At 57.1% G+C, this 25,038-nt stretch carries 24 protein-coding genes and 1 pseudogene; 17 read left to right on the top strand and 8 right to left on the bottom strand.

Going from position 1 to position 25,038, the window contains the following annotated elements:
* The first annotated feature begins 174 nt into the window (after positions 1-174).
* Together KUV86_RS15380 and KUV86_RS15375 are read left to right on the top strand one after the other, a co-directional pair.
* On the top strand, positions 175-1,440 hold the full coding sequence (locus tag KUV86_RS15380) for an ABC1 kinase family protein (protein ID WP_206937717.1): 1,266 nt from the start codon (positions 175-177) through the stop codon (positions 1,438-1,440).
* 48 nt (positions 1,441-1,488) lie between these two features.
* Entirely contained in the window at positions 1,489-3,339 is a 1,851-nt protein-coding gene (locus KUV86_RS15375) for an SEC-C domain-containing protein (protein WP_222485455.1), read from the top strand.
* 109 nt (positions 3,340-3,448) lie between these two features.
* Here KUV86_RS15375 and KUV86_RS15370 read toward each other — a convergent pair whose 3' ends face one another.
* Positions 3,449-4,804, bottom strand: a complete 1,356-nt coding sequence (locus KUV86_RS15370) for an AmpG family muropeptide MFS transporter (RefSeq protein WP_206937724.1) — start codon at positions 4,802-4,804, stop codon at positions 3,449-3,451.
* Between the two features lie 206 nt (positions 4,805-5,010).
* Here KUV86_RS15370 and rfaH point away from each other — a divergent pair, with 206 nt between their 5' ends.
* The 3 genes from rfaH (at position 5,011) to ccoM (ending at position 6,395) form a co-directional block, all read left to right on the top strand.
* Positions 5,011-5,553, top strand: a complete 543-nt coding sequence (gene rfaH, locus KUV86_RS15365) for a transcription/translation regulatory transformer protein RfaH (RefSeq protein WP_206937742.1) — start codon at positions 5,011-5,013, stop codon at positions 5,551-5,553.
* Between the two features lie 25 nt (positions 5,554-5,578).
* A complete protein-coding gene (locus tag KUV86_RS15360; RefSeq protein ID WP_222485453.1) occupies positions 5,579-6,085 on the top strand; it encodes a peptidylprolyl isomerase in 507 nt (168 codons plus the stop codon).
* A 196-nt stretch (positions 6,086-6,281) separates the two neighbouring features.
* The gene (gene ccoM / locus KUV86_RS20105; protein ID WP_277987364.1) at positions 6,282-6,395 is read left to right on the top strand and encodes a cytochrome c oxidase subunit CcoM; all 114 of its coding nucleotides are present in this window, start codon (positions 6,282-6,284) and stop codon (positions 6,393-6,395) included.
* Between the two features lie 227 nt (positions 6,396-6,622).
* Here ccoM and KUV86_RS15355 read toward each other — a convergent pair whose 3' ends face one another.
* Entirely contained in the window at positions 6,623-8,344 is a 1,722-nt protein-coding gene (locus KUV86_RS15355) for a proline--tRNA ligase (RefSeq protein ID WP_222485451.1), read from the bottom strand.
* 464 nt (positions 8,345-8,808) lie between these two features.
* Here KUV86_RS15355 and KUV86_RS15350 point away from each other — a divergent pair, with 464 nt between their 5' ends.
* Complete coding sequence (locus KUV86_RS15350) at positions 8,809-9,246, top strand: hypothetical protein (protein WP_206937751.1); 438 nt, start codon at positions 8,809-8,811, stop codon at positions 9,244-9,246.
* 24 nt (positions 9,247-9,270) lie between these two features.
* On the opposite strand, the gene KUV86_RS15345 is transcribed toward KUV86_RS15350, so the two are convergent.
* Positions 9,271-10,488, bottom strand: a complete 1,218-nt coding sequence (locus tag KUV86_RS15345; RefSeq protein WP_222485449.1) for a benzoate/H(+) symporter BenE family transporter — start codon at positions 10,486-10,488, stop codon at positions 9,271-9,273.
* Between the two features lie 144 nt (positions 10,489-10,632).
* Between KUV86_RS15345 and KUV86_RS15340 the strand changes: the two genes are divergently transcribed.
* Positions 10,633-11,238 (top strand): helix-turn-helix domain-containing protein, encoded by a 606-nt coding sequence (locus KUV86_RS15340; RefSeq protein ID WP_222485447.1) that lies wholly within the window; start codon positions 10,633-10,635, stop codon positions 11,236-11,238.
* On the opposite strand, the gene KUV86_RS15335 is transcribed toward KUV86_RS15340, so the two are convergent.
* The 4 genes from KUV86_RS15335 to KUV86_RS15320 all read right to left on the bottom strand — a co-directional run bounded on the left by KUV86_RS15335 (position 11,202) and on the right by KUV86_RS15320 (position 15,250).
* Positions 11,202-12,233 carry an N-acetylmuramoyl-L-alanine amidase gene (locus tag KUV86_RS15335; RefSeq protein WP_261397666.1) on the bottom strand — a complete coding sequence of 344 codons (1,032 nt, stop codon included), beginning with the start codon at positions 12,231-12,233 and terminating at the stop codon, positions 11,202-11,204. The two genes, KUV86_RS15340 and KUV86_RS15335, sit on opposite strands and share 37 nt — an antisense overlap.
* Before the next feature lie 33 nt (positions 12,234-12,266).
* Complete coding sequence (locus tag KUV86_RS15330; RefSeq protein WP_222485445.1) at positions 12,267-13,445, bottom strand: vWA domain-containing protein; 1,179 nt, start codon at positions 13,443-13,445, stop codon at positions 12,267-12,269.
* Positions 13,445-14,290: an AAA family ATPase gene (locus tag KUV86_RS15325; RefSeq protein ID WP_222485443.1), complete on the bottom strand. Its 846-nt coding sequence runs from the start codon at positions 14,288-14,290 to the stop codon at positions 13,445-13,447. The genes KUV86_RS15330 and KUV86_RS15325 overlap by 1 nt, the downstream gene beginning before the upstream one ends.
* A 63-nt stretch (positions 14,291-14,353) precedes the next feature.
* Positions 14,354-15,250, bottom strand: coding sequence for an NAD(P)-dependent oxidoreductase (locus KUV86_RS15320; RefSeq protein WP_222485441.1), 897 nt, complete (start codon positions 15,248-15,250; stop codon positions 14,354-14,356).
* A 166-nt stretch (positions 15,251-15,416) separates the two neighbouring features.
* Between KUV86_RS15320 and KUV86_RS15315 the strand changes: the two genes are divergently transcribed.
* Together KUV86_RS15315 and KUV86_RS15310 are read left to right on the top strand one after the other, a co-directional pair.
* Positions 15,417-16,058 (top strand): LysE family translocator, encoded by a 642-nt coding sequence (locus KUV86_RS15315; RefSeq protein WP_206937772.1) that lies wholly within the window; start codon positions 15,417-15,419, stop codon positions 16,056-16,058.
* A gap of 22 nt (positions 16,059-16,080) precedes the next feature.
* Entirely contained in the window at positions 16,081-16,878 is a 798-nt protein-coding gene (locus KUV86_RS15310; RefSeq protein ID WP_222485439.1) for a metallophosphoesterase, read from the top strand.
* A gap of 1 nt (position 16,879) precedes the next feature.
* Here KUV86_RS15310 and KUV86_RS20020 read toward each other — a convergent pair.
* Positions 16,880-17,005 (bottom strand): annotated as a pseudogene (locus KUV86_RS20020) (nucleoid-associated protein); the annotation flags it as partial.
* A 91-nt stretch (positions 17,006-17,096) separates the two neighbouring features.
* Between KUV86_RS20020 and KUV86_RS15305 the strand changes: the two are divergent.
* The 8 genes from KUV86_RS15305 to KUV86_RS15270 all read left to right on the top strand — a co-directional run bounded on the left by KUV86_RS15305 (position 17,097) and on the right by KUV86_RS15270 (position 25,035).
* Positions 17,097-18,359, top strand: a complete 1,263-nt coding sequence (locus tag KUV86_RS15305) for a site-specific integrase (protein ID WP_222485437.1) — start codon at positions 17,097-17,099, stop codon at positions 18,357-18,359.
* 1,300 nt (positions 18,360-19,659) lie between these two features.
* Positions 19,660-21,132 (top strand): hypothetical protein, encoded by a 1,473-nt coding sequence (locus tag KUV86_RS15300; protein ID WP_222485435.1) that lies wholly within the window; start codon positions 19,660-19,662, stop codon positions 21,130-21,132.
* Positions 21,133-21,189: 57 nt separating this feature from the next.
* Complete coding sequence (locus KUV86_RS15295; protein WP_222485433.1) at positions 21,190-21,672, top strand: hypothetical protein; 483 nt, start codon at positions 21,190-21,192, stop codon at positions 21,670-21,672.
* 741 nt (positions 21,673-22,413) lie between these two features.
* Complete coding sequence (locus KUV86_RS15290; protein ID WP_222485431.1) at positions 22,414-22,776, top strand: hypothetical protein; 363 nt, start codon at positions 22,414-22,416, stop codon at positions 22,774-22,776.
* Positions 22,769-23,038, top strand: a complete 270-nt coding sequence (locus tag KUV86_RS15285; RefSeq protein WP_222485430.1) for a hypothetical protein — start codon at positions 22,769-22,771, stop codon at positions 23,036-23,038. Before KUV86_RS15290 ends, KUV86_RS15285 begins: the two co-directional genes overlap by 8 nt.
* The gene (locus KUV86_RS15280) at positions 23,035-24,342 is read left to right on the top strand and encodes a hypothetical protein (protein ID WP_222485428.1); all 1,308 of its coding nucleotides are present in this window, start codon (positions 23,035-23,037) and stop codon (positions 24,340-24,342) included. The genes KUV86_RS15285 and KUV86_RS15280 overlap by 4 nt, the downstream gene beginning before the upstream one ends.
* The gene (locus KUV86_RS15275) at positions 24,326-24,679 is read left to right on the top strand and encodes a hypothetical protein (protein WP_222485426.1); all 354 of its coding nucleotides are present in this window, start codon (positions 24,326-24,328) and stop codon (positions 24,677-24,679) included. Before KUV86_RS15280 ends, KUV86_RS15275 begins: the two co-directional genes overlap by 17 nt.
* Positions 24,679-25,035: a hypothetical protein gene (locus tag KUV86_RS15270; protein ID WP_222485424.1), complete on the top strand. Its 357-nt coding sequence runs from the start codon at positions 24,679-24,681 to the stop codon at positions 25,033-25,035. The genes KUV86_RS15275 and KUV86_RS15270 overlap by 1 nt, the downstream gene beginning before the upstream one ends.
* Positions 25,036-25,038: the final 3 nt, after the last annotated feature.

Genomic DNA, 25,038 nt, shown 5'->3' with positions numbered 1-25,038 from the left:
AGAAGGGATGTTTCTGGATATTCTTCCAGTATCTGAAGAGCGATGCCAGGTGTACCATGACGTGATTGATGTACAACTCTTATATCATTTTTTTATGCATCGAGAGTGGGCTGACCAGGCAGTCTGGCCATCTCGAGCGCCGCGACCGCTGCCGTTGGTGGCACGAGGAGCATCATGCGACAGGCTGGAAGAACGCGCCGTATGTTGGGTCTGTCGGTGCGCACGGGGACCACGCTACTGCGATCCCGGGTAGGCGGCAATGCCGACTGGCAGGCGCTTGGCGAGTCGCTGTTCGACGGCTTGTCGGAGCTGAAGGGGCCAGCCATGAAGCTGGCTCAGGTCATGTCCCAATGGGATGACCTGCTGCCCCCTGAACTCGCCGAGGAGCTGGCTCGCCTTCAGCGCAATGCCACTCCGGCGCCGTGGGAGGATATTCGGACGACGCTTGAGCAGGAACTGGGGGAGCTGCAGGCACTGTTTCGTCATGTCGAGCCCGCGCCCTTCGCCAGCGCCTCCATGGGGCAGGTGCATCTTGCCACCACCCTGGAAGGGCAGCAGGTGGTGCTCAAGGTACAGTACCCCGGCCTCGAGCAGGTGCTGGAGCAGGACCTGGCACAGGTCCGCCGTATCCTTCGCCTGGGGCGCTGGTTCAAGGTCTCCCAGAGTCGCCTCGATGCCCTGTTCGATGAATTGGCCGAGAGCCTGCGCCAGGAGCTCGACTACGTCGCTGAGGGCAACATGTTGAGGCGCTATCGTCAGCGCTATGACGCCTGGGGCAATATCCGCATTCCCGCACCTGTCGACTCCCTCTGCACGTCTCGAGTGCTGGGCATGGAGTATGTGCCGGGAACACCGCTGCGCGAGATCGAGCAGGTCGATGACGAACGACGGCAGCACGTGGCCAGCACGCTGGCGGACTGGCTGACAGAGGAACTGTTCGTCCATGGCGAGGTGCATGCCGATCCTCATGCCGGTAATTTTGCCGTGGATGATCAGGGTCGCTTGATCCTGTACGACCTGGGGGCGGTGATAGCGGTGCCGCCGGAGCGACTGAGGGGCATGCTGGCGCTGCTGTCGGCGACCCTGGAACGGGACCCTGTGGCCATGGATGAGGCCCTTCGAGGACTCGGCGGGCGGCAGGGCGAAGGCGCGCCCTTGGCGTTGTATCAGGAGTCGGCCGAGGCCATTGCCCCGCTGTTTGCGCCGGGGCTGCAGGATTTTGGCGATGTGCGTGTCCATCGGCGTCTGCGCGAGCTGAGTCCCAGAGTATGGAGCGCGCTGGACCGTCTCCAGCCACCGCCCGGCATGTTGATGTTGGCGCGCACGCTCAACGGACATTACTGGAACCTGGTGCGTCTCGAGGCGCGCCTGGATATGCAGAATCGAACAGCGCAGGTCTTTCAGACCTACGCCGGCCAGGGCGTGGGTCTGCCAAGCTGAGCTCTGCACTGTTAGACTGTGCCGTTTTTAATTTCAGGGGAGAGGGCGATGCTGGCGTTATGGGTGGATCAACTGCTGGGCTATGCCTCTGGCGCCCTGGCAGCCATTCGGCAGGATGAACGCTATCCCAGCCTGATGAGCTGGGCGCGGGAGCAAGGCCCGGACTGTGTGGGTGGCGACAAGTCGCTGGCCCAGGCGCTGGCGCCGGAGCTGTGGTCGCAGACGCCGCTGGCTCGGCTCGATTTCGCCTGTGAAACCCTGGCGCGCCCCGGCCGCAACGAGCCTTGCTGGTGCGACTCCGGACGCAAGATGAAACAGTGCTGTGGTGCGGTCAGTCTGCCGGGCCACCTGCCTCCACACCTGATGTGGATGCTGTCGCTGCGCGAGTGGAAGGGCGACGCACTGAAAGCGGCGCTGGCCAGCGGTCGAGCCCCCGCCCAGGCGCTGCTCGAGGCGGGCCTGATCGCGGCGGAGTCCGGTCAGCGCGGCCGTGCCCAGCAGATACTGGAGTCCCTGTTCACCAATGCGGACTGGGATCGATTGCCCGAGCAGGCGGAGCCGGCCTTCGAGATACTGCTCGACCTGTTCCAGGAGCGCGGCTTCCATCGCAAGCGGGAGGCGCTGCTGGACGAGGTGCTGGAGCGAGGTCCGATGTTCCTGCGCGGGGTCGCTCTCGAGCGGCTATGCCTGATGCATCTGGACAATGACGATCTGGATAGTGCCCGCGCAGCCTTCGTGCGTGCGCAACAGGCCCTGCCAGACTCGCCGACCTTGGCATACATCGAGGCTATGCTGCTGCTGCATGAAGGCAATGACGAGGAGGCGGTGGAGCGCTCACGCTTCTGGCTGCGTCGTCTGACCCGGCAGGGCGACCTCGATCCCGAGCAGTTGCAGTTTCTTGCCGACCTGGCCGACAACCCCGGCGCTACCCTGGCTGACCAGCTATTGAGCGCTGAAGAGGATCTGGCCGAGCCGCTGGTGGGGCTGCAGACCCTGCTGGCTGAGCTGCCGACGCCTCCGCCGATCAAGGTCGAACAGCAGGATGGTGTGCTGGTGTATCGCTCCACGGCACGGGAAGACACCCTGTTTGCGGCCTTCCAGGAAGGCTTTCAGGTGGACGTGGACCCGGACGCTCCCATGGGGTTTCTGGGAGACCCCTGGATCAATGCCAGCGTCTGGTTGCCGGCGCTGTGTGCCAATCCCGAACAGCTCGATTCGCCGGCAGTACTGCAATCGGTGTCGCTGGCATTGACCAGTCGCTTCGGCAGCCTGCCGTGGATGGCGCCCAGTCTGTTCGAGCCGCTGGCCGAACGGCTTGAGCGCTGGTTGCAGCAGGTCAGCCAGAGCGGTGACGGTCCCTTCCAGTGGGATCAGGCGGACAACGCGCAGCTGCTGCGCGCGGGGCTGGCCCTGGTGGTCGGCATGGAGCGCGGATCGCGCCAGCATTCCCGTGAGTTGGCCGAGTTGCTGCTGTCGCTGGACGAGCAGGACAGCCTCGGCTTGCGTGAGCTGGTGCTCGACCAGTTGCTGCGTGAAGGCCGTGACGGCGAGGCGTTGTCGATGAGTCGGCAGGCGCTGGAGCAGGCAAGCGAAACGGATGCCGCTGAACAGGATGCGCCGCTGTTGGGCATGTACATGGGCCAGGTGCTGGCACTGTACCGACTGGGGCAGCTCGACGACGCGGCGGCCGCGTTGGAGAGTGCCAAGCGCCATAACAGCCATGCGGTCTCTCTGCTGTGCAGCGACAACCCCCAGCGCGCGGCGACGCCTCCCAATGGACAATTGGCAGAGCCTGGCACCCGTGCCGAAGCCTGGCAGTACCGCACCCTGATGCGTGACCAGTGGCGGACGACTCCAGGGGCGCTGGACTGGTTGCAGGAACGCGGTTCTCGCCGCTGAAGTGACCGCCCGGCGAGTGAACGTCAGTCGCACCTGCGCGTCTGACGTTCGCTACCGGTATCAGGCCTCGGCGCTGGAGGTCTCTTCCTTCACCTGGAGGCCTTTACCTTCACTTGGAGGCCTCTTCCTTCACATAGTGCCGTTTGATCCACAGCGCCATCGCCACCGCCGGAAGGCCAAGAAGCGAGGCCAGCACGAAGAAGCTGGGGTAGCCCCAACCCTCCACGACCAGTCCGCCAAAGCCTGACAGAAACTTGCCAGGCAAGGTCATCAGTGACGAGAACAGCGCATATTGAGTGGCCGTGTAAGCGCGAGACGTCAGGCTTGAAAGAAACGCCACGAACACCACGCTGGCCAGACCGTTGCTGAGGTTATCGCCCATGATAGTCAGCACCAACAACTCTTTCTGAGCGCCGCTCATGGCGAGCCAGGTGAACATCAGGTTGGTGAGCACGGTGGCGGCAGCCCCTATCACCAGGATGCGTCCGATGCCGAAGCGCACGACCAGGACCCCGCCGAGCAGTCCCCCCAGTAGGCTCATGACCACGCCAAACACCTTGGTCACGGTGGCGATGGTGTCCAGACTGAAGCCCAGGTCAACGTAGAGCGGATAGGCCATCGACGCCATCGCCAGGTCGCTGATGCGGTAGATGCCGATGAACACCAGCAGTCCCAGGGCGCCTAGCCCAAAGCGCGAGAAGAAATCCAGGAAAGGGCAGACCACCGAGCCGATCAGCCAGGCCCCGGTGCGCCTGAACCAGGCGGGTTGGCCTTGGCTGGCACGCAGGAAGCTCCTGACCCTGGGTTCTGCGCTGAGGCGCTGTGCCAGGGGCTTGCGGGGAGGCTCGGGGCGCAGCAGCACGGTGATCATGCCAATGGCGGTCAGTGCGGCCATGCACTGATAGGAAAGCTGCCAGGAGCCCAGATCGGCCAGGTACAAGGCTCCTGCGCCGGCCATGATCAGGCCACCGCGATAGCCAATGATGTAAGTCGAGGCCATGGCTGCCTGCACATCGTCTTCCGCTGACTCGATGCGAAAGGCGTCGATGGCGATGTCCTGGGTGGCGGAGCCGAAGGCGACCATCAGGGCGAACAGCGCCACGCTGCCAAGTTGCTGTGCAGGATCAAGCGTTGATAGGCCCACCAGTCCGGCCATCATCAGCGTCTGGCCGGCCAGCATCCAGCTGCGTCGCTGGCCCAGCCAGCGTGTCAGCAGAGGCAACCGAAAGGCGTCGACCACAGGCGCCCAGAAGAACTTTATCGAATACAGCAGTCCTATCCATGAGAAGAAGCCGATGGCTGCCACCTCGACGCCAGAGGTGCGCAGCCAAGTCGTCAGGGTGGAAAACACCAGCAGGAACGGAAGGCCGGCAGAGAAGCCCAGAAACAGCATGGCCAGTACAGGCGGCCGCAGATAGACGCCAAGGGCCTCGATCCAGCGGCGCATGGCCGAAGGGGTGGGCATGTGAAAGCCTCCTTGCATGATGGTCGGCGATCCGAATGGTAAAATGCGCTCAGTATCCCGGCGCTGCTCGGCGAATTGTTGCAAAGCCGCAGGGACGATACCAGCGGCGCGCGACAAGCCGCGTCGGTGGCGAGCCGGAAACTGAGACCAAGACAGGCCCCCAGGTCATATCCTTGTCCGCCTGGTGGGTGCCCGGAAGGAGTTACATGAGTCACAGCATCAACGAGACGGTCACTGGTGGCGATTCCACGCCGCGCTGGTACGTAATCCAGTGCAAGGGTGGAGAGTCCTTTCGCGCCGCTCAGCATCTGGCCAATCAGGGCTACGAACTCTTCCATCCGGTGCTTGAAGTGCAGAAGAAGCGCCGCAACAAGCTGACCTGGGTCGAAGAGCCACTGTTTCCTTACTACCTGTTTCTTCGCCTCGACCAGGTCGAAAGCAACTGGCGCCCCATTCGCTCGACCCGGGGGGTGTTGAAGATCGTCACCTTCGGCCTGTCGATGCCGGTACCGGTCAGCGACGAGCTGGTCGAGCTGTTGCGTCGGCACGGGCAGGAGAAGGACGAAGGTCCGGGGCAGCTGTATTTCCGCGCCGGCGAGAGCGTCGAAATCACCGACGGTCCGTTCAAGGACCTGAAGGCAGTGTTCGATAGCCACAAGGGGGAGGAGCGCGCCATCGTGCTGCTCAACATGCTGCATCGCCAACAGCGCCTTGAAATGCCTGTCGCCGCCTTGAAGCGTCAGGACTGAGACTTATCTCCGAAAGGAACGCATCATGATGATTGCCCCTCAGAAAGTGGCCCAGCTCCATTATGTGCTCAGCAATAGCCACGGTGAGGTGCTCGACGACTCGCGTCAGCGAGGCGAGCCACTGGAATACCTTCACGGCCACGACAACCTGATGGCGGGGCTCGAGCGAGTGCTCGAAGCGACCGAGCCGGGTTCTCGTGTCGATGTCACCCTGGCCCCTGATGAAGCATACGGACGCAGGGATGAGTCCCTGGTGCGTGAGGTGGGGCGTCAGGCGTTCCCCACGGCGGAATTGCGCCCTGGGATGTGTTTTCAGACCCCCGGCGATGCCGGTCCCCAGATCGTCACCGTGGTCGAGGTGAAGGACACCACGGTGGTGATCGACACCAATCACCCACTGGCGGGGCAGACCCTGCGCTATCAGGTCGAGGTGCTGGAGGTACGCGACGCGACCCGCGCGGAACTGGCGAAGGGGCACCCACTGCCCGCGGGTACCGAAGCCTCATCGGTGGAAGATCGCAAGGTGCTGTAGGCCGCTGGCTGACCACCGCTTGCGCTGTCCGCGATCGCCAGAAAAAGCCGCCCTTGGGCGGCTTTTCGCGTGAATGGACGACGGCTGATATGGCGGCGGGCGAATGTCGCACAGGGACCCTTGACTCAGGTCAGCACAATTCATCAGGAGGGCGGCTAAGCTTGAACCATCAACACAGCAAGGGGAGGGCAGGGCCATGTATCTCGATGATGCAGTGATCTTCGGTCTGGGGGCTGTCGCCCTTTCTGTGGTCTTCATGGCGGGCTGGATCGCCTTTGTCATTCGCGACAGTCATCGTCGCAAGCGATAGGTTCCGCTTAGACAGGTTGGGTGTCATGTGCACAGAACCCAGCCATTGACCAGCGTCAGGGGAGGGGGAGTCATCCCCCTTTTTCAACCGGCCCTTCGGGGCCGGTTTTTTTTATCTGCAGGAGTCACAGCACGGCATGAGCAGCCCTGCGGCTGTCGCGTCGCCGCCAGGTCAGACCTGTACCAACGGCCCGGACGCCTCAGCGCCCGGGACCGTTGAGGGCCCTGTTACAGGGCGATGCGCTGCTTGAGGAAGTCGACGATGGCGTCGGCGGGCACCATGGTGGCGTCACTGTCGCGGCGCCCCTTGTACTCAAGCTCGCCCTTGTCCAGGCTACGGTCTCCCACCACCAGGCGATGGGGAAGGCCCATCAGCTCCTGGTCGGCAAAGCGCACGCCGGGACGCAGATCACGATCATCCAGCAGCACGTCGAAGCCTGCCGCGGTGAGCTCGTCATGCAGGCGATCGGCCGTTTCGCGCACGCGCTGGGACTTGTGTGCGTTCATCGGCACAATGGCCACATGGAAGGGGGCGATCGCATCGGGCCAGATGATGCCGTTGTCGTCGTGGTTCTGCTCGATGGCAGAAGCCACCACCCGGGTCACACCAATGCCGTAGCAGCCCATCCACGGGTGGATGGCACGACCTTCGTCACCGAGCACGGTGGCATTCATGGCTTCGCTGTACTTGCGGCCCAGCTGGAACACGTGACCGACCTCGATACCGCGCTTGATCGACAGTACCCCCTTGCCGTCCGGCGAGGGGTCGCCTTCGACCACATTGCGGATGTCGGCCACCTGGGGCAGCGCCACATCACGCTCCCAGTTGATGCCGAAGTAGTGCTTGCCGTCGACGTTGGCGCCGGCGCCGAAGTCGCTCATCAGCGCGACGCTGCGGTCGATCACGATCGGCATGTCGAGTCCCACCGGTCCCAGTGAGCCAGGCCCTGCGCCAACTGCAGCACGGATCTCTTCTTCGCTTGCCATGGTCAGCGGGGTGGCCACCTGCTCCAGATGCTCGGCCTTGACCTCGTTGAGCTCGTGGTCGCCGCGCACCAGCAGCGCCACCAGACCGCCTTCGCTGCCCTTGACCATCAGTGTCTTGATGGTCTTTTCGATGGCAAGGCCATGCTGTTCCACCAGGGTGGCGATGGTCTTGGCGTTGGGGGTGTCGACCAGGCGTAGCTCCTCGCTGGGCGCTGCACGGCTGGCGTCACTGCCCAGCGGCGCCGGCAGCGCTTCAGCCTTCTCCATGTTGGCGGCGTAGCTGGACTCGGTGGAGAACACGATGTCGTCTTCGCCGGAGTCGGCCAGTACATGGAACTCGTGGGAGCCGGTGCCACCGATGGAGCCGTTGTCGGCGATCACCGGACGGAAGTCGAGACCCAACCGCGTGAAGATGCGCACATAGGCGTCATACATCTTCTGGTAGGTATCCTTGAGGGACGCCTCGTCCTGATGGAAAGAGTAGGCGTCCTTCATGATGAACTCGCGCGAGCGCATGACCCCGAAGCGCGGACGAATCTCGTCACGGAACTTGGTCTGAATCTGGTAGAAGTTGGCTGGCAGCTGCTTGTAGCTGGCAATTTCCTTGCGCACCAGGTCGGTAATGACTTCTTCATGGGTCGGGCCGACACAGTAGTCGCGCTGGTGCCGGTCCTTGAGGCGCAGCAGCTCAGGTCCATACTGCTCCCAGCGGCCAGACTCCTGCCACAGCTCAGCAGGCTGTACGGCGGGCATCAGCAGCTCCTGGGCGCCGGCGCGATCCATTTCCTCGCGCACGACTCGCTCTACCTTGCGCAGGGTGCGCAGGCCCAGTGGCAGCCAGGTGTACAGGCCAGAGGTCAGACGGCGGATCATGCCCGCACGCAGCATCAGCTGGTGGCTGACGACTTCAGCGTCGGCAGGCGTTTCCTTGAGGGTACTGATCAGCAGTTCGGTGGCGCGCATGGGTCCGCAGATTCCTTCACATCGAGTCGATAGATCGTAGAGCGTCGAGGGATACGGCAGAGTCTTCTATTGCCGGTGATCAGGCGCTGCCTGATATCGGTCGACGCTCGCAATGGAGAGTGTGGTGTGTTGACGATGTCACTCATCGAAAGTGTCGAGCATTGTACGGTGAAGCCGTCGCGGCGGCAAAGCAGCGTCATCCAGGGAAGCCAATCTTGGCAACCTGCGCAACGCCAGACCACCGTTGGGGCGAACCGGCATCTACGTGCCGCAGCGGAGTCGACAGCGGGAGTGCTGCGCAGCGTTGGCCAGGTCAGCTAAGTGGTGCAGAAAAACGTGCTAGGATGCGTGCGAGTTTTCTCATGGAAGATGTCGCCAAGGCGGCGGGATGGCCTCCACGGTCGCCCCAGGCAGCGACATCGACCTTGTTATTATCGCGCTAGAAACAGCAAAGGAAGTTGTTCATGTTACGTCCACCCCGTCTGCTTACCGGCCTGGTCCTGGCCACTACCCTGACCTCACTCGCCGGCTGCGGCACCGTCTTTCATCCGGAGCGCAAGGGGCAGATCAGTGGACGTATCGACCCGGTGGTGGCCGTCGCCAACGGTGTGGGCCTGCTGTTCTTCATCGTGCCTGGCGTGATTGCCTACGCGGTAGATTTCTCCAACGGCACGATCTACCTGCCCGGCACCAGCACCACCTCGGTCGATGCACTGCCCATGGGCGAGGCCCGTGATCTGGCGAGCCTGGAGCAGCTGATCAGTGAACGCGCCGGCACCGCGGTGAGCCTGAGCAATGAGCTGGTGCGCGTCGAGCAAGTGGCGACCCTGGACGAGGCGCTGGCGATGGTGCGTATGGCCAGTGACGAGGCGTCGCATGGAGCAGCGCCCACCTCCAGCTAGCTTGGTAACGCGCCTGGGGCCTTCTCAGGCGCGGCGCCATGCCCCCAGGGCAACGATGACCAGTCCAGCGATCAATCCCCAGAAGGCCGATCCAATTCCCGCCAGGGTCAGGGGAGAGGCGGTGACCGCAAAGGTCACCAGCGCCGCGTCCAGATGGCGAGCGTCGGAAAAGGCGGTGGTCATCGCCCCACCCAGGGTGGCCATCAGTGCCAGTCCCGCCACTACCGCAATCAATCCCTCAGGCAAGGCAGCGAACAGCGCGGCCACGGTAGCGCCCAGGGTCCCCAGCACCAGGTAGCCGATGCCGGCTGCCACGCCGGCGGTGTAGCGGCGATGCGGGTCAAGGTGGGCCTCTTCTCCCAGGCAAGGCGCCGCGCTGATGGCGGCCATGTTGATGCCATGCCCAGCGAAGGGAGCCATCAGCAGCGACGCCAGCCCCGTGGTGCCCAGGCAGGCGCCGACAGGAGGCGAGTAGCCCGCACTGCGGACCATGGCCAGGCCCGGCAGATGCTGAGTGGTCAGGGCCACGGCGAACAGCGGCACCCCAATGCCCAGACAGGTAGCCAGGTCAAACGCCGGGGAGACCCATTCAGGTCGCGTCAGCATCAGCGAGACCTGGGCGACCTGGAAATCCCCCCGCGCCAGGCTTATCGCGATCCCGGCCATCAGCACCGCGATGATGGCAAGCCTTGGCAGCCAGCGTCGGCACAGGATCCATACGCTCAATAGCAGCAATGGCATCCAGGGATCGACACGGACAGTAGCGAAGATATCGAGAACGAACGGCAGCAGAATGCCCGCCAGCATCGCTGAGGCCAATGCTGCCGGGACGATGGCCATGATCCGAGTGACCACGCCGCTGGCGGCGACCAGCAGCATGCACACCGAGGCCACGATGAATGCGCCCACGGCCTGGTCGAAGGCGACCCCCGGTAGCTGGGTGACCAGCAGGGCTGCGCCCGGCGTCGACCACGCCGTCAGCAGCGGCATGCGATAGCGCCAGGACAGTCCCAGGGTGGTCAGGCCCATGCCGATGCCCAGGGCCCACATCCAGGAGCCGATCTGTGATGGGGGAATTGCCGCCGCCTGGGCGGCCTGGAAGATGATGGCGGCGGAGCTGGCGTAGCCGATCAGTACCGACACCAGCCCTGCTGCCACGGTGGAAGCATGCAGGTCGTTGGCCAGCTGACGCTTTTCGGGGGGAGTCGCTGGCTCAGCAAGAGTGGAAGACGGCTCGGTCATGGGGCGTGTCGCTGTGTGTTGGGAAGGGCGGGTAGGTTGTGCGTTATAACGTCCAAGGCTAGCAGTGGGCGTTATAACGCACAAGCGCTGTGGGCTCGAGCCTCTGTATACTGGTGCGCGTCACGCATTTTCATGAGAGACGACATGTCGGACACTGCCCACCACATCGGCCACCATATCGCCAGCTCCCTCAAGGGGCTGCGCCAGGCGCGGGGCTGGAGCCTGGCACATACCGCCAGGGAGACCGGGGTCAGCAAGGCCATGCTGGGCCAGATCGAGCGTGGGGAGTCGAGTCCTACGGTGGCGACGCTGTGGCGCATCGCCAGTGGTTTTCGGGTGAGTTTCTCGTCGTTGTTCGGTCAAGGCCCCGGCACCGATGACTCGCCGCTGGAGCAGCGCCACTGCAGTACCAGTGATTCGGTGTGGGGGCAGGACAGCGCGGGTATGCAGGCAAAGTTGTTGTTTCCGTACGATCCCCTGCTGGGCTTCGAGATGTTCGAGATTGAACTCGCCGCAGGCGCTGAAAGCGCCTCCAGCCCCCATGCGCCTGGGGTGGTCGAGCACCTGGTCGTGCTCGAGGGCACGCTGGTGTTGGCTGTGGGCGATGAGTGGCACCGCTTGACGGCGGGGGAAGGGCTACGTTTCTGTGCTGACCGGCCGCACCTGATGCGCAACGAAGGGCCCGCGGTGCTGCGTTTTCACGACGTGCTCCATTACCTGCCCGGCGCGGCTGGTGGGGCAGCTGGTTGAGGAGCGGCTGGTTGAGGCTCGGCTGGTTGAGGCTCGGCCAGTGTCGCCAGCGCCTCTGGCAGGTATCGCTCCAGTAGAGCCCACAGGCGTGCGCAGGTGTCTGCGTCGAGATTTCCGCTGAAGTCGGCGGGACGAAAGTGAAGCTGGAACGCTCGCAGGGTGGCGCGGGTCGCGTCATCCAGCACGCCGCTGACCTCGATGTCATAGCCCCAGGCACGCAGCGCCCGCTGCACCGTCTCAATCGAGGGGAGGCTTCCTCCTGCGATGCGTTGGCGAGCGTCGAAGCGCTGGGCATAGTGGGCCACCCGCTCCGGCTCGGGCCAGGCACCAATGCCGGCATCATGCAGCCGTTTCCAGGGAAACGCCGGGCCCGGGTCCAGCTTGCGCGTGGGCGCGACGTCAGAGTGTGCCAACACGTGCCTGGCCTCGATGCCATGCCGCTCGATGATATCTCGGGACAGGGCGATCAGCGCTTCAATCTGGCTGTCGGGGTAGGGCATCCAGCCGACCCCCTCGGGGGGCTCCAGCTCGCTGCCGACCCAGGGCTGGTCGGGGCCCTGATTGACAATCTCGATGCCGATGGAGGTATCGTTGAGGCCGATGCGGTTGCCCCAACGGCTGGCGCCGGCGTGCCAGGCACGACGAGGCTCGGGCACCAGCTGAAACACCACGGGTGAGCCCTGGAGTCGACGTGTTGGCAAAGGCAGTAGATAGTGGCTGGAGACCCGTGGTCCAGTGAGTGCGCGCAGCGAGTCCGCCTGGTTTTCATCGGTATAATGCAGGATCAAGAAATGCACGCGGCTGTTATGGCCCCGGGCGGGGTGACGATGGTCCACCACATAGCCGTCACGGGGTTCCAGAGCGGGCTTAGAGTAGGAGTGGATCAGCCCTTGTGTGGCGACCCCGGTGGCCATATCGCAGCCGGCCAGCCACACCAATGCGCCGGCAAGCAGCAAAGGTCTGAGTTGGCGAAGTGGCTGCGGCAGGTGGGGCATCGACGGGTCCTTGATCAGATCCGGGGTCGTGGTCTAGCGAGCCAGCTCGCGCATGGCCTCGTCGAGTCCTTCCAGCGTCATGGCGTACATGCGCTCCTGCACCAGCTCGCGGATGATCCTGGTCGAGGGCGTATATTCCCAATAGCGTGGCGGGTTGGGGTTGAGCCAGACCAGTCGCGGGTAGCGCTCCACCAGTCGCTTCAGCCAGATGCCGCCCGGCTCCTCGTTGAAGTGCTCGACGCTGCCGCCGGGGTGGGTGATCTCGTAGGGAGACATCGACGCATCGCCCACGACCACGACCTGGTAGTCCGCGCCGAAGGTGCGCATCAGCTCCAGCGTGGAATACCGTTCCTTGTGACGGCGCGCATTGTTTCGCCACACGCCTTCATACAGACAGTTATGGAAGTAGAAGTGCTCCAGGTGCTTGAACTCGGAACGCGCCGCCGAGAACAGCTCCTCGCAGACGCGAATGTGGTCATCCATGGACCCGCCCACGTCCAGAAACAACAGCACCTTCACCGCGTTGTGGCGCACCGGTCGCATGCGCAGGTTCAACAGGCCGGCATCCCGAGCGGTGTCGCGAATCGTGGCGTCGATATCGAATTCTTCCAGTGCACCCTGTCGAGCGAAGCGGCGAAGACGGCGCAGTGCCATCTTGATGTTGCGCGGACCCAGGGCCTGATCATCGTCATAGTCGCGGAAACGGCGTTCATCCCAGACCTTGATCGCACGACGATGGCGCGAGCTATCCTGGCCGATACGCATCCCCTCGGGGTTGTAGCCATAGGCGCCGAAGGGGCTGGTGCCGCCGGTACCGATCCACTTGTTGCCACCGGCGTGGCGTCCCTGCTGTTCCTTGAGGCGTTGCTTGAAGGTCTCGATCAGCGCCTCGAGTCCGCCCAAAGATGTGACCTGCGCCTTTTCCTCGTCGCTCAACTGGCGCTCGAACTCCCGGCGCAGCCACTCCTCGGGGATCAGTGCGTCAATGGCCGCATCGAGGCTTTCCACCGACCCGATCCAGGCGGCGAAGGCGCGATCGAAGCGGTCGAAGTGGCGCTCATCCTTGACCATGATGGTGCGGGCCAACTGATAGAAGGCGTCCACATCGGCAAAGGCAATGCCGGAGTCCACGGCGGCATGCAGGTCCAGCAGTTCGCGCAGGGATACCGGGACCTGCTGGCGCCTGAGACTGTCGAACAGATCGAGAAACATCAGCGCCCCTGACGCCGCACCATAAAGGCCAGGCGCTCCAGCAGGGCCGTATCCTGCTCGTTCTTGACCAGGGCGCCGGCCAGGGGCGGCAGACTCTTGGCTGGATCGCGCTGGCTCAGGGCTTCCCGCGCCACGTCGTCGGCCATCAGCAGCTTCAGCCAATCCACCAGCTCCGACGTGGAGGGGCGCTTCTTGAGGCCCGGCGCCTCGCGCAGCTCAAAGAACACTTCCAGGGCCTGGCTGACCAGCCTTGGGGCGATGTCAGGGAAGTGCACGGCGACGATACGCTCCATGGTGGCGCGGTCGGGAAACTCGATGTAGTGGAAGAAGCAGCGGCGCAGGAAGGCGTCGGGCAGCTCCTTCTCGTTGTTGGACGTGATCACCACGATGGGGCGGTGGTGCGCTCGGATCGTCTCGCCGGTCTCGTAGACAAAGAATTCCATCCGATCGAGTTCCTGCAGCAGGTCATTGGGGAACTCGATGTCGGCCTTGTCGATCTCGTCGATCAGCAGTACCACCCGTTCGTCGGCGGTGAAGGCTTCCCATAGCTTGCCGGGGCGCAGGTAGTTGGCCACATCCTCGACCCCGTCGATGCCGAGCTGAGAATCTCGCAGACGGCTGACCGCGTCGTACTCGTAGAGGCCCTGGGCGGCCTTGGTGGTGGACTTGATGTGCCAGGTCACCAGGCGGGTGCCCAGGGACGCGGCGAGTTCTTCTGCCAGCAGCGTCTTGCCGGTGCCTGGCTCGCCCTTGATCAGCAGCGGGCGCTCAAGGGTGACGGCCGCATTGACGGCCTGCTTGAGCGCATCGGTAGCCACGTAAGTGGCGGTGGAGTTGAACGCCATGGAAAAGCATCCTGTAACTGATGGCGGATGTCGAACGAGTGTACGGCGCCGCCGCAGACGGGTCTAGCTACGCTGCGCGTCGTCACGATAGAGCCGAATCAACGTCGCCGGATCGCTCTCGCCTTCGCCCCTCGCCAGTCGACTGCGCATCAGCTGGGCGGCCAGCGCAGCCATCGGCGTGGCGCTGGCTTGCCGATAACCCTGAGCGGTGGCCATGTCGACATCCTTGAGCAGGGTGCGCAGGTGCCAGCTAGGCGCCTTGAAATCACGCTCGGCCATGCGCGGTACCAGCATGCGAAAAGGCGTTGAGTCGGCAAAGCCGCCCGCCAGGGCCTCTGGCAACAGGCCGGCATCGACACCGCTGGACTCGGCCAGTGCCACCATTTCGGCGATCGCTGCGGTATTGCAGGCCACCAGCAGTTGATTGCACAGCTTGGTGACCTGGCCTGCGCCTACCGGACCCATATGGGTGATGCGCGAGGCCAGTGGTTGCAGGATCGTCCTGGCGGTGTCCACGTGGGCTCGGTCGCCTCCACACATGATCGCCAGGCTGCCGGCCTCGGCTCCCGCCACGCCACCGGAGACCGGGGCGTCGACCCAGCTGAGGCCGGATTCGTCGGCCAGCTGGGCAAGCTCCCGGGTGGTGGCCGGATCGGCGCTGGTCAGGTCGATGATGGCGCCACCGGGACGCGCGTTGGCGATGACCCCCTCGGCCCCGAGCATCAGCTCGCGCAGCACCTCGGTATTGGCCACGCAGGTGATCACCACGTCTACCTGAGCGGCCAACTGCGCCACGCTATCGGCGACCCTGGCGCCGGTCTCCGCAGCGACGGCGTCGGCCTTGGCTCGAGTGCGGTTGTAGAGGACCAGCGGATGACCGGCCTTGGCTAGCCGGCGGCTTAGCGGGTCGCCCATCAGACCGATACCGATAAAGCCGAGGCGGGGCAGCAACGCGGACATGGTAGAACTCCTTGGCAGGGGAGAAGGGAGCGGCGTCTTGAGTTGGCCGGGCAAGGGAAGACAGCATGCAGCAAGGTGTGTTTCTGGCTCAACTGGGTTGCGCGCTGAGGCCCCGTCGCCTAGCGTGGAAGGCTTTGCTACCGACGCTGCCGCCACGAGATCCGCCATGCTCGAGTATACCTTGGCCCACTGGGTCACCTTTCTGTCGGCAGCCTTGCTGCTGAATCTCTCACCGGGGCCTGACATGGCTTTTGTACTGGGCCAGACCGCGCGACATGGCCGCCGTGGGGGCTTTGCTGCGATGTTCGGGGTATGGAGTGGGGCGGGCGTGCATGTGCTGATGGCGGCGCTGGGTTTGTCCGCCGTGCTGGCAACGTCCGCGGTCGCCTTCGGCCTGATCAAGTGGGTCGGCGCGGCGTACCTGCTGTGGCTAGGCATTCAGGCGTTGCTCGCCCGCCCGTCCAGCGAAACGGCGGCGCCGGCCCCGTCTCTGCCTGGGGCTGCCAGCATCTATCGCCAGGGCGTCGTGATCTCTCTGTTGAACCCGAAGGTCGCCATCTTCTTCCTGGCCTTTCTGCCTCAGTTCGTGGTGCCAGGCGCAGGGCCGGCCAGCCTCCAGCTTGCCCTGCATGGGTTCTTGATCATTGCGGTGGCAGGACTGATCGAGCCGCCGCTGGTGATCCTGGGCGCCAGGCTGGTCACAGCGCTACGCGGCAATCGTCGTCTTGGTCTATGGTGTGAGCGAGGGTTGGGGGCGCTGTTCATTGGCCTGGCGGCCAGGCTGGCCATGAGTGAGCGCAGCCCATAACGCTTAAGCCGGAGGCGAGCTCATGCGCCTGAGAATTCTGTCGGACCTGCACCTGGAGCACTTCGAGGGGGATCGCCTGCTGCCCGACATCGAGGCCGATATGGTGATCCTGGCAGGTGATATTCATCTAGGCCTGCAGGGAATCGAGTGGGCTGCTGCGCGCTTTCCCGATCATCCGGTGATCTACGTGCCGGGCAATCACGAATTTTACAAGCATCGCATGGAGCCCCTGCGCAAGGAGATGCGTGAGCGCGCGGCCACGCTGGGCATTCACCTGCTCGACAATGCACGGTTGGAGCTCGGCGGCGTGCGCTTTCTGGGGACGACACTGTGGACCGACTTCGCGCTCTACGATGAGCGTCCCGACCCGCAGGACATCCCTGCGGAGACGCTGTCCGCTGCACTCAGGCAGATGCCCGACTTCGCGATCATCGAAGAACCTGATGGCGAGGTCTTCTCGCCGGAGCGCAGCGTCGAGCTGCACCGCGAGAACCGGGCCTGGCTTGAGACCGAGCTAGCCAGGCCCTTCGCCGGCGCCACGGTGGTGGTCAGCCACCATGCTCCCCTGGCCGAGTGCATTCCTGCCCACTATCAGGGCGACCCGCTGTCGCCGGCCTTTGCCTCGCGCCTCGAGTCGCTGATGGAGGGCGTGGCGCTGTGGGTTCATGGCCACGTCCACGACCCGGTGATGCTGACGCTGGGGGACACCCGCGTGGTGGCCGTGCCCGGCGGCTATCCCGGCGAGCGTTCGGAGGACGAGCTGCGCCTGGATCGGGTGGTCGAGGTCGAGAGTATGGCGTCGCAATCCCGGCAGGCCTGAACTAGCCCCCCTGAAGCTGCTCCTTGAGCTTGCTGGGCAGCTTCTTGATGATCAATCGGTCATGTTCTTCGTCGTACTCGATGCTGTTGCCCAGCAGGTGGGAGTCGAAGCTGATCGATGCTAGACCTCATTAAGAACTGAGAAAGCTATTCTAAAACAGGTGCTTACCTTTCCTTATCTACCAGAAACCTCGATAGGTGGTACAAGGAATAGGGCATATGGCTTACCTGATGAAAGACAGGAACGGGACATTCTATCTAAGAATCGTTCTCAGTAAGGCTCAGAAGGCTTCCTATGGACGTAGGGAGTACAGAAGGTCTCTCTCTACCAAATCTCAACGTGAAGCGAATAGAAGGCTTCCTGAAGCGTATATGAAGGCCATTCATGAGCTTTCTTGTGGAGTAATGCCAAGCACTCACCAGAAGACACCACCATTTGTACCCGGTAGACCTCTGTTAGCTGGTATTTTTAAGGACTACAAAGCTCAGTTGAAGCTTTCTGGATATACGGGTAGGACCATCGATGGAAAGGATTCTGCACTAGAATTTCTCTATAAAGTGATTGGTAACAAAGCTGTTGATGCCTACACCAGACAGGATGTTAAGCAGTTGCAGGATACGTTACTGAAGATGCCCCCTAATTTTCAGAAGCGTCTAACGACTGGTCTATCTGTACAACAGGTGATTAACCTGAATAGGAATGGGAAGACTCTATCAACCATAACCTTCAATAATTACATGGCGATGTATATCGCTGTCTTTAACTATGCAATCAAAGAAGGATACATTGAGAATAACCCCTTCAGGAAGACAAGAATACACCAGAAGAAACTTAAGTCTTCGTATAGAGACGTATTCAGTACCAGTGATCTACACAAGATATTCTCTTACGTGGAAGGTAAGCTTGATATTGGTGATAGAAACTTCTCTGATCCTTCTAAAAAAGTGTTAAGGGCTGATAGGTACTGGTTAACTTACCTTTGTTATTACACAGCAGGAAGGCTCAATGAGCTTGCTCAGTTGTACACCAATGATATCTATCAGGTGAATGGTATCTGGTGCATCCATATCAGGGCTGGTAATAAGTACCAACGTATAAAGAATCTTAACAGTGAAAGAGTAATACCGATTCACCGTAGTCTGATAAGCTTAGGATTCTTGCAATACGTACAGCAACAGGATGGTCATATCTTTCCTATGTTAACGTACCTTGAGAAGAACGGTTATGGGCATCATGTATCTGCTTGGTTTACTAAAACAATTAGAAAGCTGAATATTAGTAATGGAAGAAAGTTATCAATGCACTCATTTAGACATACTGGTGCTAATTTGCTCAAGCAACAAGGTATTGAAGCTCACTTGATATCTGGACTCTTAGGGCACTCTACAGGGACTATTAGCCTAGACAGGTATGGTAAGACTCTGAATCCTGAAAGTCTGATAGAGGTAGTGAACAAGATTACTCCTGTGGATAACTTGTGAATAACTATAAATTCCCCATACAATGAGATAACACTACAGGATAATACTTATATAACCCTAGAAGCTCCTGTAAGGTTTTATAAGCAACGATATATCCCAACATGATAAATCACCCATGTTAAGTATAGAAACGCTTAGAGAGCCTTACAGAGAGTTTTAGAGCTATATAGGGTATTTTATACCTTAAAAACGACGATCTATTCTGAGATGGTAAATTATGCCTCTTAAAGATAGCAACAGAAATAGGGTATAGAATTGCCTAGAAATGGTTTTATAGGTTATTGGTAAGACATGTTGAAGGCTTGTCTCCGACAGGGACACCAACAGGATACACCAAGGAGTATAAAGACCTAGAAGGATTCTTCTAATGGAACACGATGGTTGATGACATACAACCGTGTTCACTTTATAAGGTATTTACAATGTCTGTTAAGTACACTGTCGGTAGACAAGGATTAACACGGTGGTGTAAGGAATGTTGAGAAAATGTATTGAGACAGAGAGGTGAGATAGTGACAGAAGGAACCTCTCGTACTGATACCTTCTTAAGTATATTTAGAAGGATCTCTACAGATCACTGTCGTTAGACACGGTACTGTAGGTGTCTTCTAACGATCTTTAAGAGAGACTTTCTAAGAGGGGAGGGGATTGTATCCTGTTTCCCTCCCTTTCCTTCTAGTGTCCTCTCTAGTCCTTGGAACCATCGTGCTAAGGTACTTGGCGTAAGCCATAGCTTTAGCAGAACCTTCCAAGAATCTTAAAACCTTATTACCCTTTCTAGGGATGTAGCATTTTTCACTTCTGACGAGATCGTGCTTATAAGTGTTTGTAAATAGACGCTAAAATTCACTATCTTCCAAGTACACTCTTCGTAAGGCTGAAATTCCAAAAGGCGGTTGTATCATTTTTGAGGTGTCCTAGAAGGGTATTCAACAGATGAGAATCGTTATTAACTGTTGACAGAATGCAATCTCTTCTGTACATTGACGGGTATAACGCGTAATAAAAGTATTGACAGATTTACGTTGCAAATGTTATGATGTTCATAGATAGAAGAGAAAGAGTTAGCATCTAGCGTAAGAAATCTATTGACAATATTATGATATTGCCATATACTTATGACTAGATAGCGGTAAAAAATTAAGCACCAGTCAACCAGATGATGTCTTCAAAAGAGGACTATAGTCTGGTTATTCTTGTGTCTGAAATAAACTAATCGAGAATCTTTATCATATACACTGTGACTAGCCATCACTGGTGGGAGATTCCTATGCCATAAAAACTACAGGAGAGATTAACAATGAAAGTACAAGTTTTATCAGCAATCATGTCTTATGGGAAGTCCACTTCTGCAATCAAGATGATCAGTTCTGAGCCTGACAATTTCTACTTTGTCATGCTGCCATATCTTGATGAGGTGAAGCGTTACCAGTGCGAAGAGAAGGGCGCTAACCAGTATCTTCCTGAAGGTAACAAGCTTGTTGAACCGTGTGATGAGAAGACAACCAAGTCTCAAGACCTTCTGAATATCCTTAAGCAGCGTCAGGGATCAGTGGTGACTACTCATGCGATGTTTGAGAATCTAACTCAAGAGCACTTCAACAGCATTAAGAATCTTCCCATGCGTCGTGGTGAGAAGGTGCTTGTACTTGATGAAACAATTGACCTTGTTAAGCCTGTCAATGACAACCGCCTTAGCAGTAAGGCTCTTCAGGCTGATGTAGAGAATGAATACATCATCGTTAACGAAGACACTGGCAAGGTTCAGTGGAACTCTTGTAAGGAATTTGAAGGGAATCAAGGTGCATATCACCATCATGAGCATCTAAAGAACCTTTGTGATACTGGTATGCTTTACTTCATTGAAGGTCGTTACGTGGTGATGGAAGTAAGCATTAATTTCCTTGAGTGCTTTGATCGTGTATTGGTGCTTACCTATCGGTGGGAATCATCCATCATGGCAAATTACCTCAAGGTCCAGGGTGTTGATGCTGAAATTCTAGACCTTGATGAAGATCGTGTTCTAGATATTTACAAGTACATTGCCGATCATCTGGTTATCCCTGATGACTACAGCATTGAAGAGTATCGTCTTAGCAAGGAAGGTATGAAGAACAATGTTGGTCCTATCCGTAGTGAGATCAACAAGCATATCAAGCAAGCCATGAGAGACTATGAGATTGGCCTTGATGAAACCTTGTTCACCACCTTCAAGAATCCAGATGGTGAGAGCACTATTGATTGGCTTAAGACTGTGAAGATTGGACAATCTACCAAGCTGGACTCACAAGGTAAGGAGGTTCCTGCTTGTTTCCTGTCTCATACAACGCTTGGAACGAATGAGTATCGCCATTGTAGGTTGATGGTGTATGGCCTTGATAAGCGCATTCAACCGGCTGTACAGAGCTATTTCAGTCGCAATGGTTCATCTATGCCTGCTGCTGAATGGGAGCTTTCTAGCCTTATCCAGTGGCTTTTTAGGGGTTGTATTCGTGACCAGCAGAGTGGCAAGGAAATGATTGCAGTAATCCTTTGCCCACGTATGCGTAAGATGGCCCAAGACTGGCTTGAAGGAATTAAACGCCAAGTACGTGAAGGTAAGGTTGCTAAGGCTTCAGAAGCTATCAGCATTGATTCGAAAACACGGCGTACCAAGATGCAACAGTTTAACAAATGGAAAAAGAATAATCCCGGTGGTGAATCATTCAGTTTTGATGACTACTTAATCTATGGTGGTCCAAAGCTTAAGAGGATGCTTAAAGAAGCTGCCTAAGAAACATCCCCTATGAGTTGTGGGGTGTGGGGAATCGACTTATAGGGGAACCTAACAATGATGAATATCACAAAGAAAGAGATGTACAAAGCAACGGCAGTAATGGATGACACTGATGAAATCTACTCATTATCCAAGGATTATAGGCACCTAAATCGTTCTGGCGCTCCAAAGTTCAGTAAGCCAAAGTACCAGCTTATCAAAGCTTTGATCAGTAAAATCTCCTACGAAAACGTAGTAGAGATCGAGGTTAAAGAACTTTGTGAGATGCTGGGAACTGATAGATCAAATCTGCATAGGCGTCTGAATATCGCTGGAAGCCTAATCGAATACGAATCATGTCGAGACAATAAGGCGATTGAGAAAGGTCAGTGTAGAATCCATATCAATCCTAATTATGCTTGGAAGGTGTCTTATACGAAGTCTCGTGAACAAGCCATTAAAGAATGGTATCTCTTCAAAGATCTCTCAGAAGAAAGTAAGACAGACTTCTCAATCAATCCCGCCTACGTTGCTTTGAAAGACCTCAAGGTCTCTTAAGAATTAGCCCAATCAGGCTATGCGGAGAATTGCCCACCAACTGCCAGGGTAGTTTTCAGCGTCCATTCTGCGTCCTCCTAAGCGCTATATGGGCACCTATTCAAATTTGAGAGTGCGTTCTTGTAAGACAGGCGTGCTTTCAATGGACTTCATCATTTGTGTAATCGCTATGCGGTGGGTTCTAGTACTCCTTCCCATTAAGCTGCTTGGTAGCGATGATGATGCGGTCTAAAGCGGATAATCATTTCCATTCAGAGGCTATGGTTTTCGGCGGGCATCCTGAGTCGCTTGCTCCTCTCTACATGCCCAACCTATTTCAAAGTGCTTTGCTAGGTTTCTAATCCTCCTACTAGCAGAGCTAAAGCCGTCCTAAGTGGCTCTTAGGGCGCACCCTTCCAAAGATTAGCCTGATTGGTCTTGCTATCAATCCTCCTGATTCACTTCGGTGAACTTCGGCAGAGATCCTTTTTATTCCGTGTCTTCATAGGCGGGGGTCTCTGTCACTTTTTTATCAGGACTTATCAGGGTGATCTTTTAAAGAAAGCCAATATAAAAAATAACTCTATGGAGAATTGAAGCAATGAACAAACAGAATATCTATATCTCACGTCAAGATGCCTTGCGACTTGGTTTCAAGTTCTATATCGGTGGGTTTTGCAAGAACTGCCAGCAGAATAAGACAATTCGATATACCTGCAATAGCTGCTGCGTAAACTGCAATGGAAAGAAGAAGGGGGAAGAATGATGGATTACAACGCATTCGAAGGCATTCCCGATGCTATTATCTTCCTTTGTATGGTCTGTGATCAAAAGCCCCTTGAAGGTCTACCTGTTGGTGTTAAATGCCTTGGTAAGAAGCGCTTTGCGCCTTTCTACGTTCTTCCTAGTGGTAAACACCATGTTGTTAAGAAGCCCCGTTGTAGGACTCCTGAAGACGCTCATAAGTATTACCAGTGGCTGATTCTCGATGCTGGACAGCGCTCTCTGGAACAGTGGAAAGAAGAAGCAACGTTCAATCTTCATCTCGCCAATTATATCTTGCACGGGATTCTTGAGCCGCTTGCTAATGACTGGGAAGCGGGTAGGGAGACTGTGTATGGCTAGAGAGAAAACCCCTTACAAGAACCTTCAAGAGCTTCCCCCGCATATCTTCCGTGACGTTCAAATGCGTGATCCTGTTGGTAAGGAATTTCGAGAATATCTTAGGTACATGCTGGAACATCATCCCGAAGATTTAATCTACATCCATCGTAAATCGCAGAGGTATGTAGATCATGGCGGGGCTTTCTATGAAACCTTTCCCCAGTGGCGTACCAAGCTTAAAAACAAGTTGAAGAAATATGAAAAGGAGGATGGTATTAAATGACCCAATTTACAAAGCAATACTCACGACCTATCGAGATTCATAACAGTATTCAGGCGTGTGAGAAAGAAGACCTTAAGCTTTCTAAGGCCCATAAGACATACCGTGCAATGCTTGAAGACAGCACGATCAGTGGTTCTACCAGTTTCATTAAGTCTCTGCTGAATCGTAAGTTCACTCTTAAGCCTCATCTTCGTTCTACCAAAGCAGAGAAAGAACTGGTAGAGGCATTGAATAAGTCTCTTGAAGACCTTAAGCCTTACAACTTCAATCGTACCATGTCAAATATTCTCAGCCTCGTGGAATATGGTACAAGCATCCAAGAAGTAACGTTCCATCGTAAGAATGGTAAGCAGGTATTCAAGACCTTCAGTCCTATTAGCCTTCAGTCTGTAAAAGAGTATGTATATGACAAAGGGGTACTGGTAAGGCTCGAACTTAATCCTCCTATGAACGATGGATTGATTAGGAACGTAACCAAGTCACCTACCAGTGTTGATGGTTCCAAGGTTCTAATGTTCTCTTTCATGGCAGATAGCGATAATCCCCTTGGAAGGTCTTTGCTTAGGGGATGCTATTCAAGCTGGAAGGAACTCACAGCCTACCGTGAATTGCAGCTTATCGCAGCTTCTAAGAACCTTGGTGGTGTCTTGAAGGTAGAAGTCCCTTCAGAATATCTAGCATCGTATTACAACGATCCTACAAGTGACCATGCCGTAATGGTAGACCAACTTATTCATCAAGCCAAGATGATGGGGCAGGGCTTGACCAGCTTTGTAGCACTTCCCTCAGACACTACCGAAGGCAATGCTAAGCTGTTTGACGTTCAGCCTATCAAGGGCGTTGATGGTAACGGCTTTGAAATTGAAGCATCCATTGCACGCTGCCAACGAAGCATCCTCATGGCTCTTCAAAGTAGTGTTCTTAGCCTTGGTCAAGATGGTGAATCAAGTGGTTCATATGGCCTTTCTAGCACTAAGAGCGTCCTTCTTAATACCTTCCTTAGCGCTATTCAGGACACCATTGCAGCAGAGTTTATGAAGGCTGTACGCCTTGCTTTTGAGCTTAATGGTCTTACTGACAATCATCTTCCTAGTGTTGTTTGGGAAGACATGACAGAGCCGACTTGGGAAGAGTTTACCAGTGGTATCAAAGAGATTGGTATGTCAGGGCTTGTCGAGCCTACTGGTGAGATGGATCAGTGGATTAAGCAGAGTATTGGTGCACCTATTGCTGGTGGTACATCTGGTAAAGCTGCCGGAATGATGCGTGAAGCAAGGGAGGCTAGTAATGCCAACGATGAATGATATTGATCAAGTACGCCTTTATATCGGCGATACAGACCCTGATGAGCCTTACCTGTCAGATGACTCTATTGCATTCCTTCTTTCAGAAGCTGGTAACGATGTTCTTCAAGCATCCGTAGATTGTCTTGAGGTGATCATTAATCAGATTGCTCTCACCCCGACCCGCTGGGAAATCGGTGATGCTTCTGAAACAAGGGCAACTGTTGAAGACCTTGAGCGACGCTTACAAGACCTACGTATCAAGGTTAACACCAGAAAGAATAAAGCTGTACCAATCATCCTGCATTCTGGAAGGAAAGACTGGTGCGAGTTTGAAAAGATTTTTGGAGATCACTGATGAATATCCTAGACCGTCTGCGCAAAGCCAAGACACCACCTAAAGAAGAAGAGACTGTAGAAGAACCTAAAGAACGTATCTCAGAGCGTGAGCTTACAGAGCGCCTTACAGGCTTCCTATACAGCGAAGACATTGTTCAAGACTACCTTCCAGTGTTTCGTAAGCTTTACCAAGACCCTGAATTCAGCAAGGTGATGGAGCTTATCGAAGCTAAGGAACAAGAACTTAATTCTCTCAATGGCTCTAAAGAATACTTTGAACAAGTGACAGAGCCTGATGAAACGACTTCAGAAACTACTGAAGAGGGTAATGAAGATTACCTAATGACAATCCTAAATGAACGATATGGAGAATAACCA

The sequence above is a fragment of the Halomonas sp. DP8Y7-3 genome (assembly GCF_019801675.1).
Taxonomy (GTDB): domain Bacteria; phylum Pseudomonadota; class Gammaproteobacteria; order Pseudomonadales; family Halomonadaceae; genus Halomonas; species Halomonas litopenaei_A.
Note: the sequence above shows the minus strand (reverse complement) of the source record. Positions and strands in the feature narration are given on the sequence as shown.

Bases quoted from the DNA above. Each gene is read 5' to 3' on its own strand.
- KUV86_RS15380 (WP_206937717.1), top strand. From the start codon at position 175: ATGCGACAGGCTGGAAGAACGCGCCGTATGTTGGGTCTGTCGGTGCGC.
- KUV86_RS15375 (WP_222485455.1), top strand. From the start codon at position 1,489: ATGCTGGCGTTATGGGTGGATCAACTGCTGGGCTATGCCTCTGGCGCC.
- KUV86_RS15370 (WP_206937724.1), bottom strand. From the start codon at position 4,804: ATGCCCACCCCTTCGGCCATGCGCCGCTGGATCGAGGCCCTTGGCGTC.
- rfaH (WP_206937742.1), top strand. From the start codon at position 5,011: ATGAGTCACAGCATCAACGAGACGGTCACTGGTGGCGATTCCACGCCG.
- KUV86_RS15360 (WP_222485453.1), top strand. From the start codon at position 5,579: ATGATGATTGCCCCTCAGAAAGTGGCCCAGCTCCATTATGTGCTCAGC.
- ccoM (WP_277987364.1), top strand. From the start codon at position 6,282: ATGTATCTCGATGATGCAGTGATCTTCGGTCTGGGGGCTGTCGCCCTT.
- KUV86_RS15355 (WP_222485451.1), bottom strand. From the start codon at position 8,344: ATGCGCGCCACCGAACTGCTGATCAGTACCCTCAAGGAAACGCCTGCC.
- KUV86_RS15350 (WP_206937751.1), top strand. From the start codon at position 8,809: ATGTTACGTCCACCCCGTCTGCTTACCGGCCTGGTCCTGGCCACTACC.
- KUV86_RS15345 (WP_222485449.1), bottom strand. From the start codon at position 10,488: ATGACCGAGCCGTCTTCCACTCTTGCTGAGCCAGCGACTCCCCCCGAA.
- KUV86_RS15340 (WP_222485447.1), top strand. From the start codon at position 10,633: ATGTCGGACACTGCCCACCACATCGGCCACCATATCGCCAGCTCCCTC.
- KUV86_RS15335 (WP_261397666.1), bottom strand. From the start codon at position 12,233: ATGCCCCACCTGCCGCAGCCACTTCGCCAACTCAGACCTTTGCTGCTT.
- KUV86_RS15330 (WP_222485445.1), bottom strand. From the start codon at position 13,445: ATGTTTCTCGATCTGTTCGACAGTCTCAGGCGCCAGCAGGTCCCGGTA.
- KUV86_RS15325 (WP_222485443.1), bottom strand. From the start codon at position 14,290: ATGGCGTTCAACTCCACCGCCACTTACGTGGCTACCGATGCGCTCAAG.
- KUV86_RS15320 (WP_222485441.1), bottom strand. From the start codon at position 15,250: ATGTCCGCGTTGCTGCCCCGCCTCGGCTTTATCGGTATCGGTCTGATG.
- KUV86_RS15315 (WP_206937772.1), top strand. From the start codon at position 15,417: ATGCTCGAGTATACCTTGGCCCACTGGGTCACCTTTCTGTCGGCAGCC.
- KUV86_RS15310 (WP_222485439.1), top strand. From the start codon at position 16,081: ATGCGCCTGAGAATTCTGTCGGACCTGCACCTGGAGCACTTCGAGGGG.
- KUV86_RS15305 (WP_222485437.1), top strand. From the start codon at position 17,097: ATGGCTTACCTGATGAAAGACAGGAACGGGACATTCTATCTAAGAATC.
- KUV86_RS15300 (WP_222485435.1), top strand. From the start codon at position 19,660: ATGAAAGTACAAGTTTTATCAGCAATCATGTCTTATGGGAAGTCCACT.
- KUV86_RS15295 (WP_222485433.1), top strand. From the start codon at position 21,190: ATGATGAATATCACAAAGAAAGAGATGTACAAAGCAACGGCAGTAATG.
- KUV86_RS15290 (WP_222485431.1), top strand. From the start codon at position 22,414: ATGATGGATTACAACGCATTCGAAGGCATTCCCGATGCTATTATCTTC.
- KUV86_RS15285 (WP_222485430.1), top strand. From the start codon at position 22,769: ATGGCTAGAGAGAAAACCCCTTACAAGAACCTTCAAGAGCTTCCCCCG.
- KUV86_RS15280 (WP_222485428.1), top strand. From the start codon at position 23,035: ATGACCCAATTTACAAAGCAATACTCACGACCTATCGAGATTCATAAC.
- KUV86_RS15275 (WP_222485426.1), top strand. From the start codon at position 24,326: ATGCCAACGATGAATGATATTGATCAAGTACGCCTTTATATCGGCGAT.
- KUV86_RS15270 (WP_222485424.1), top strand. From the start codon at position 24,679: ATGAATATCCTAGACCGTCTGCGCAAAGCCAAGACACCACCTAAAGAA.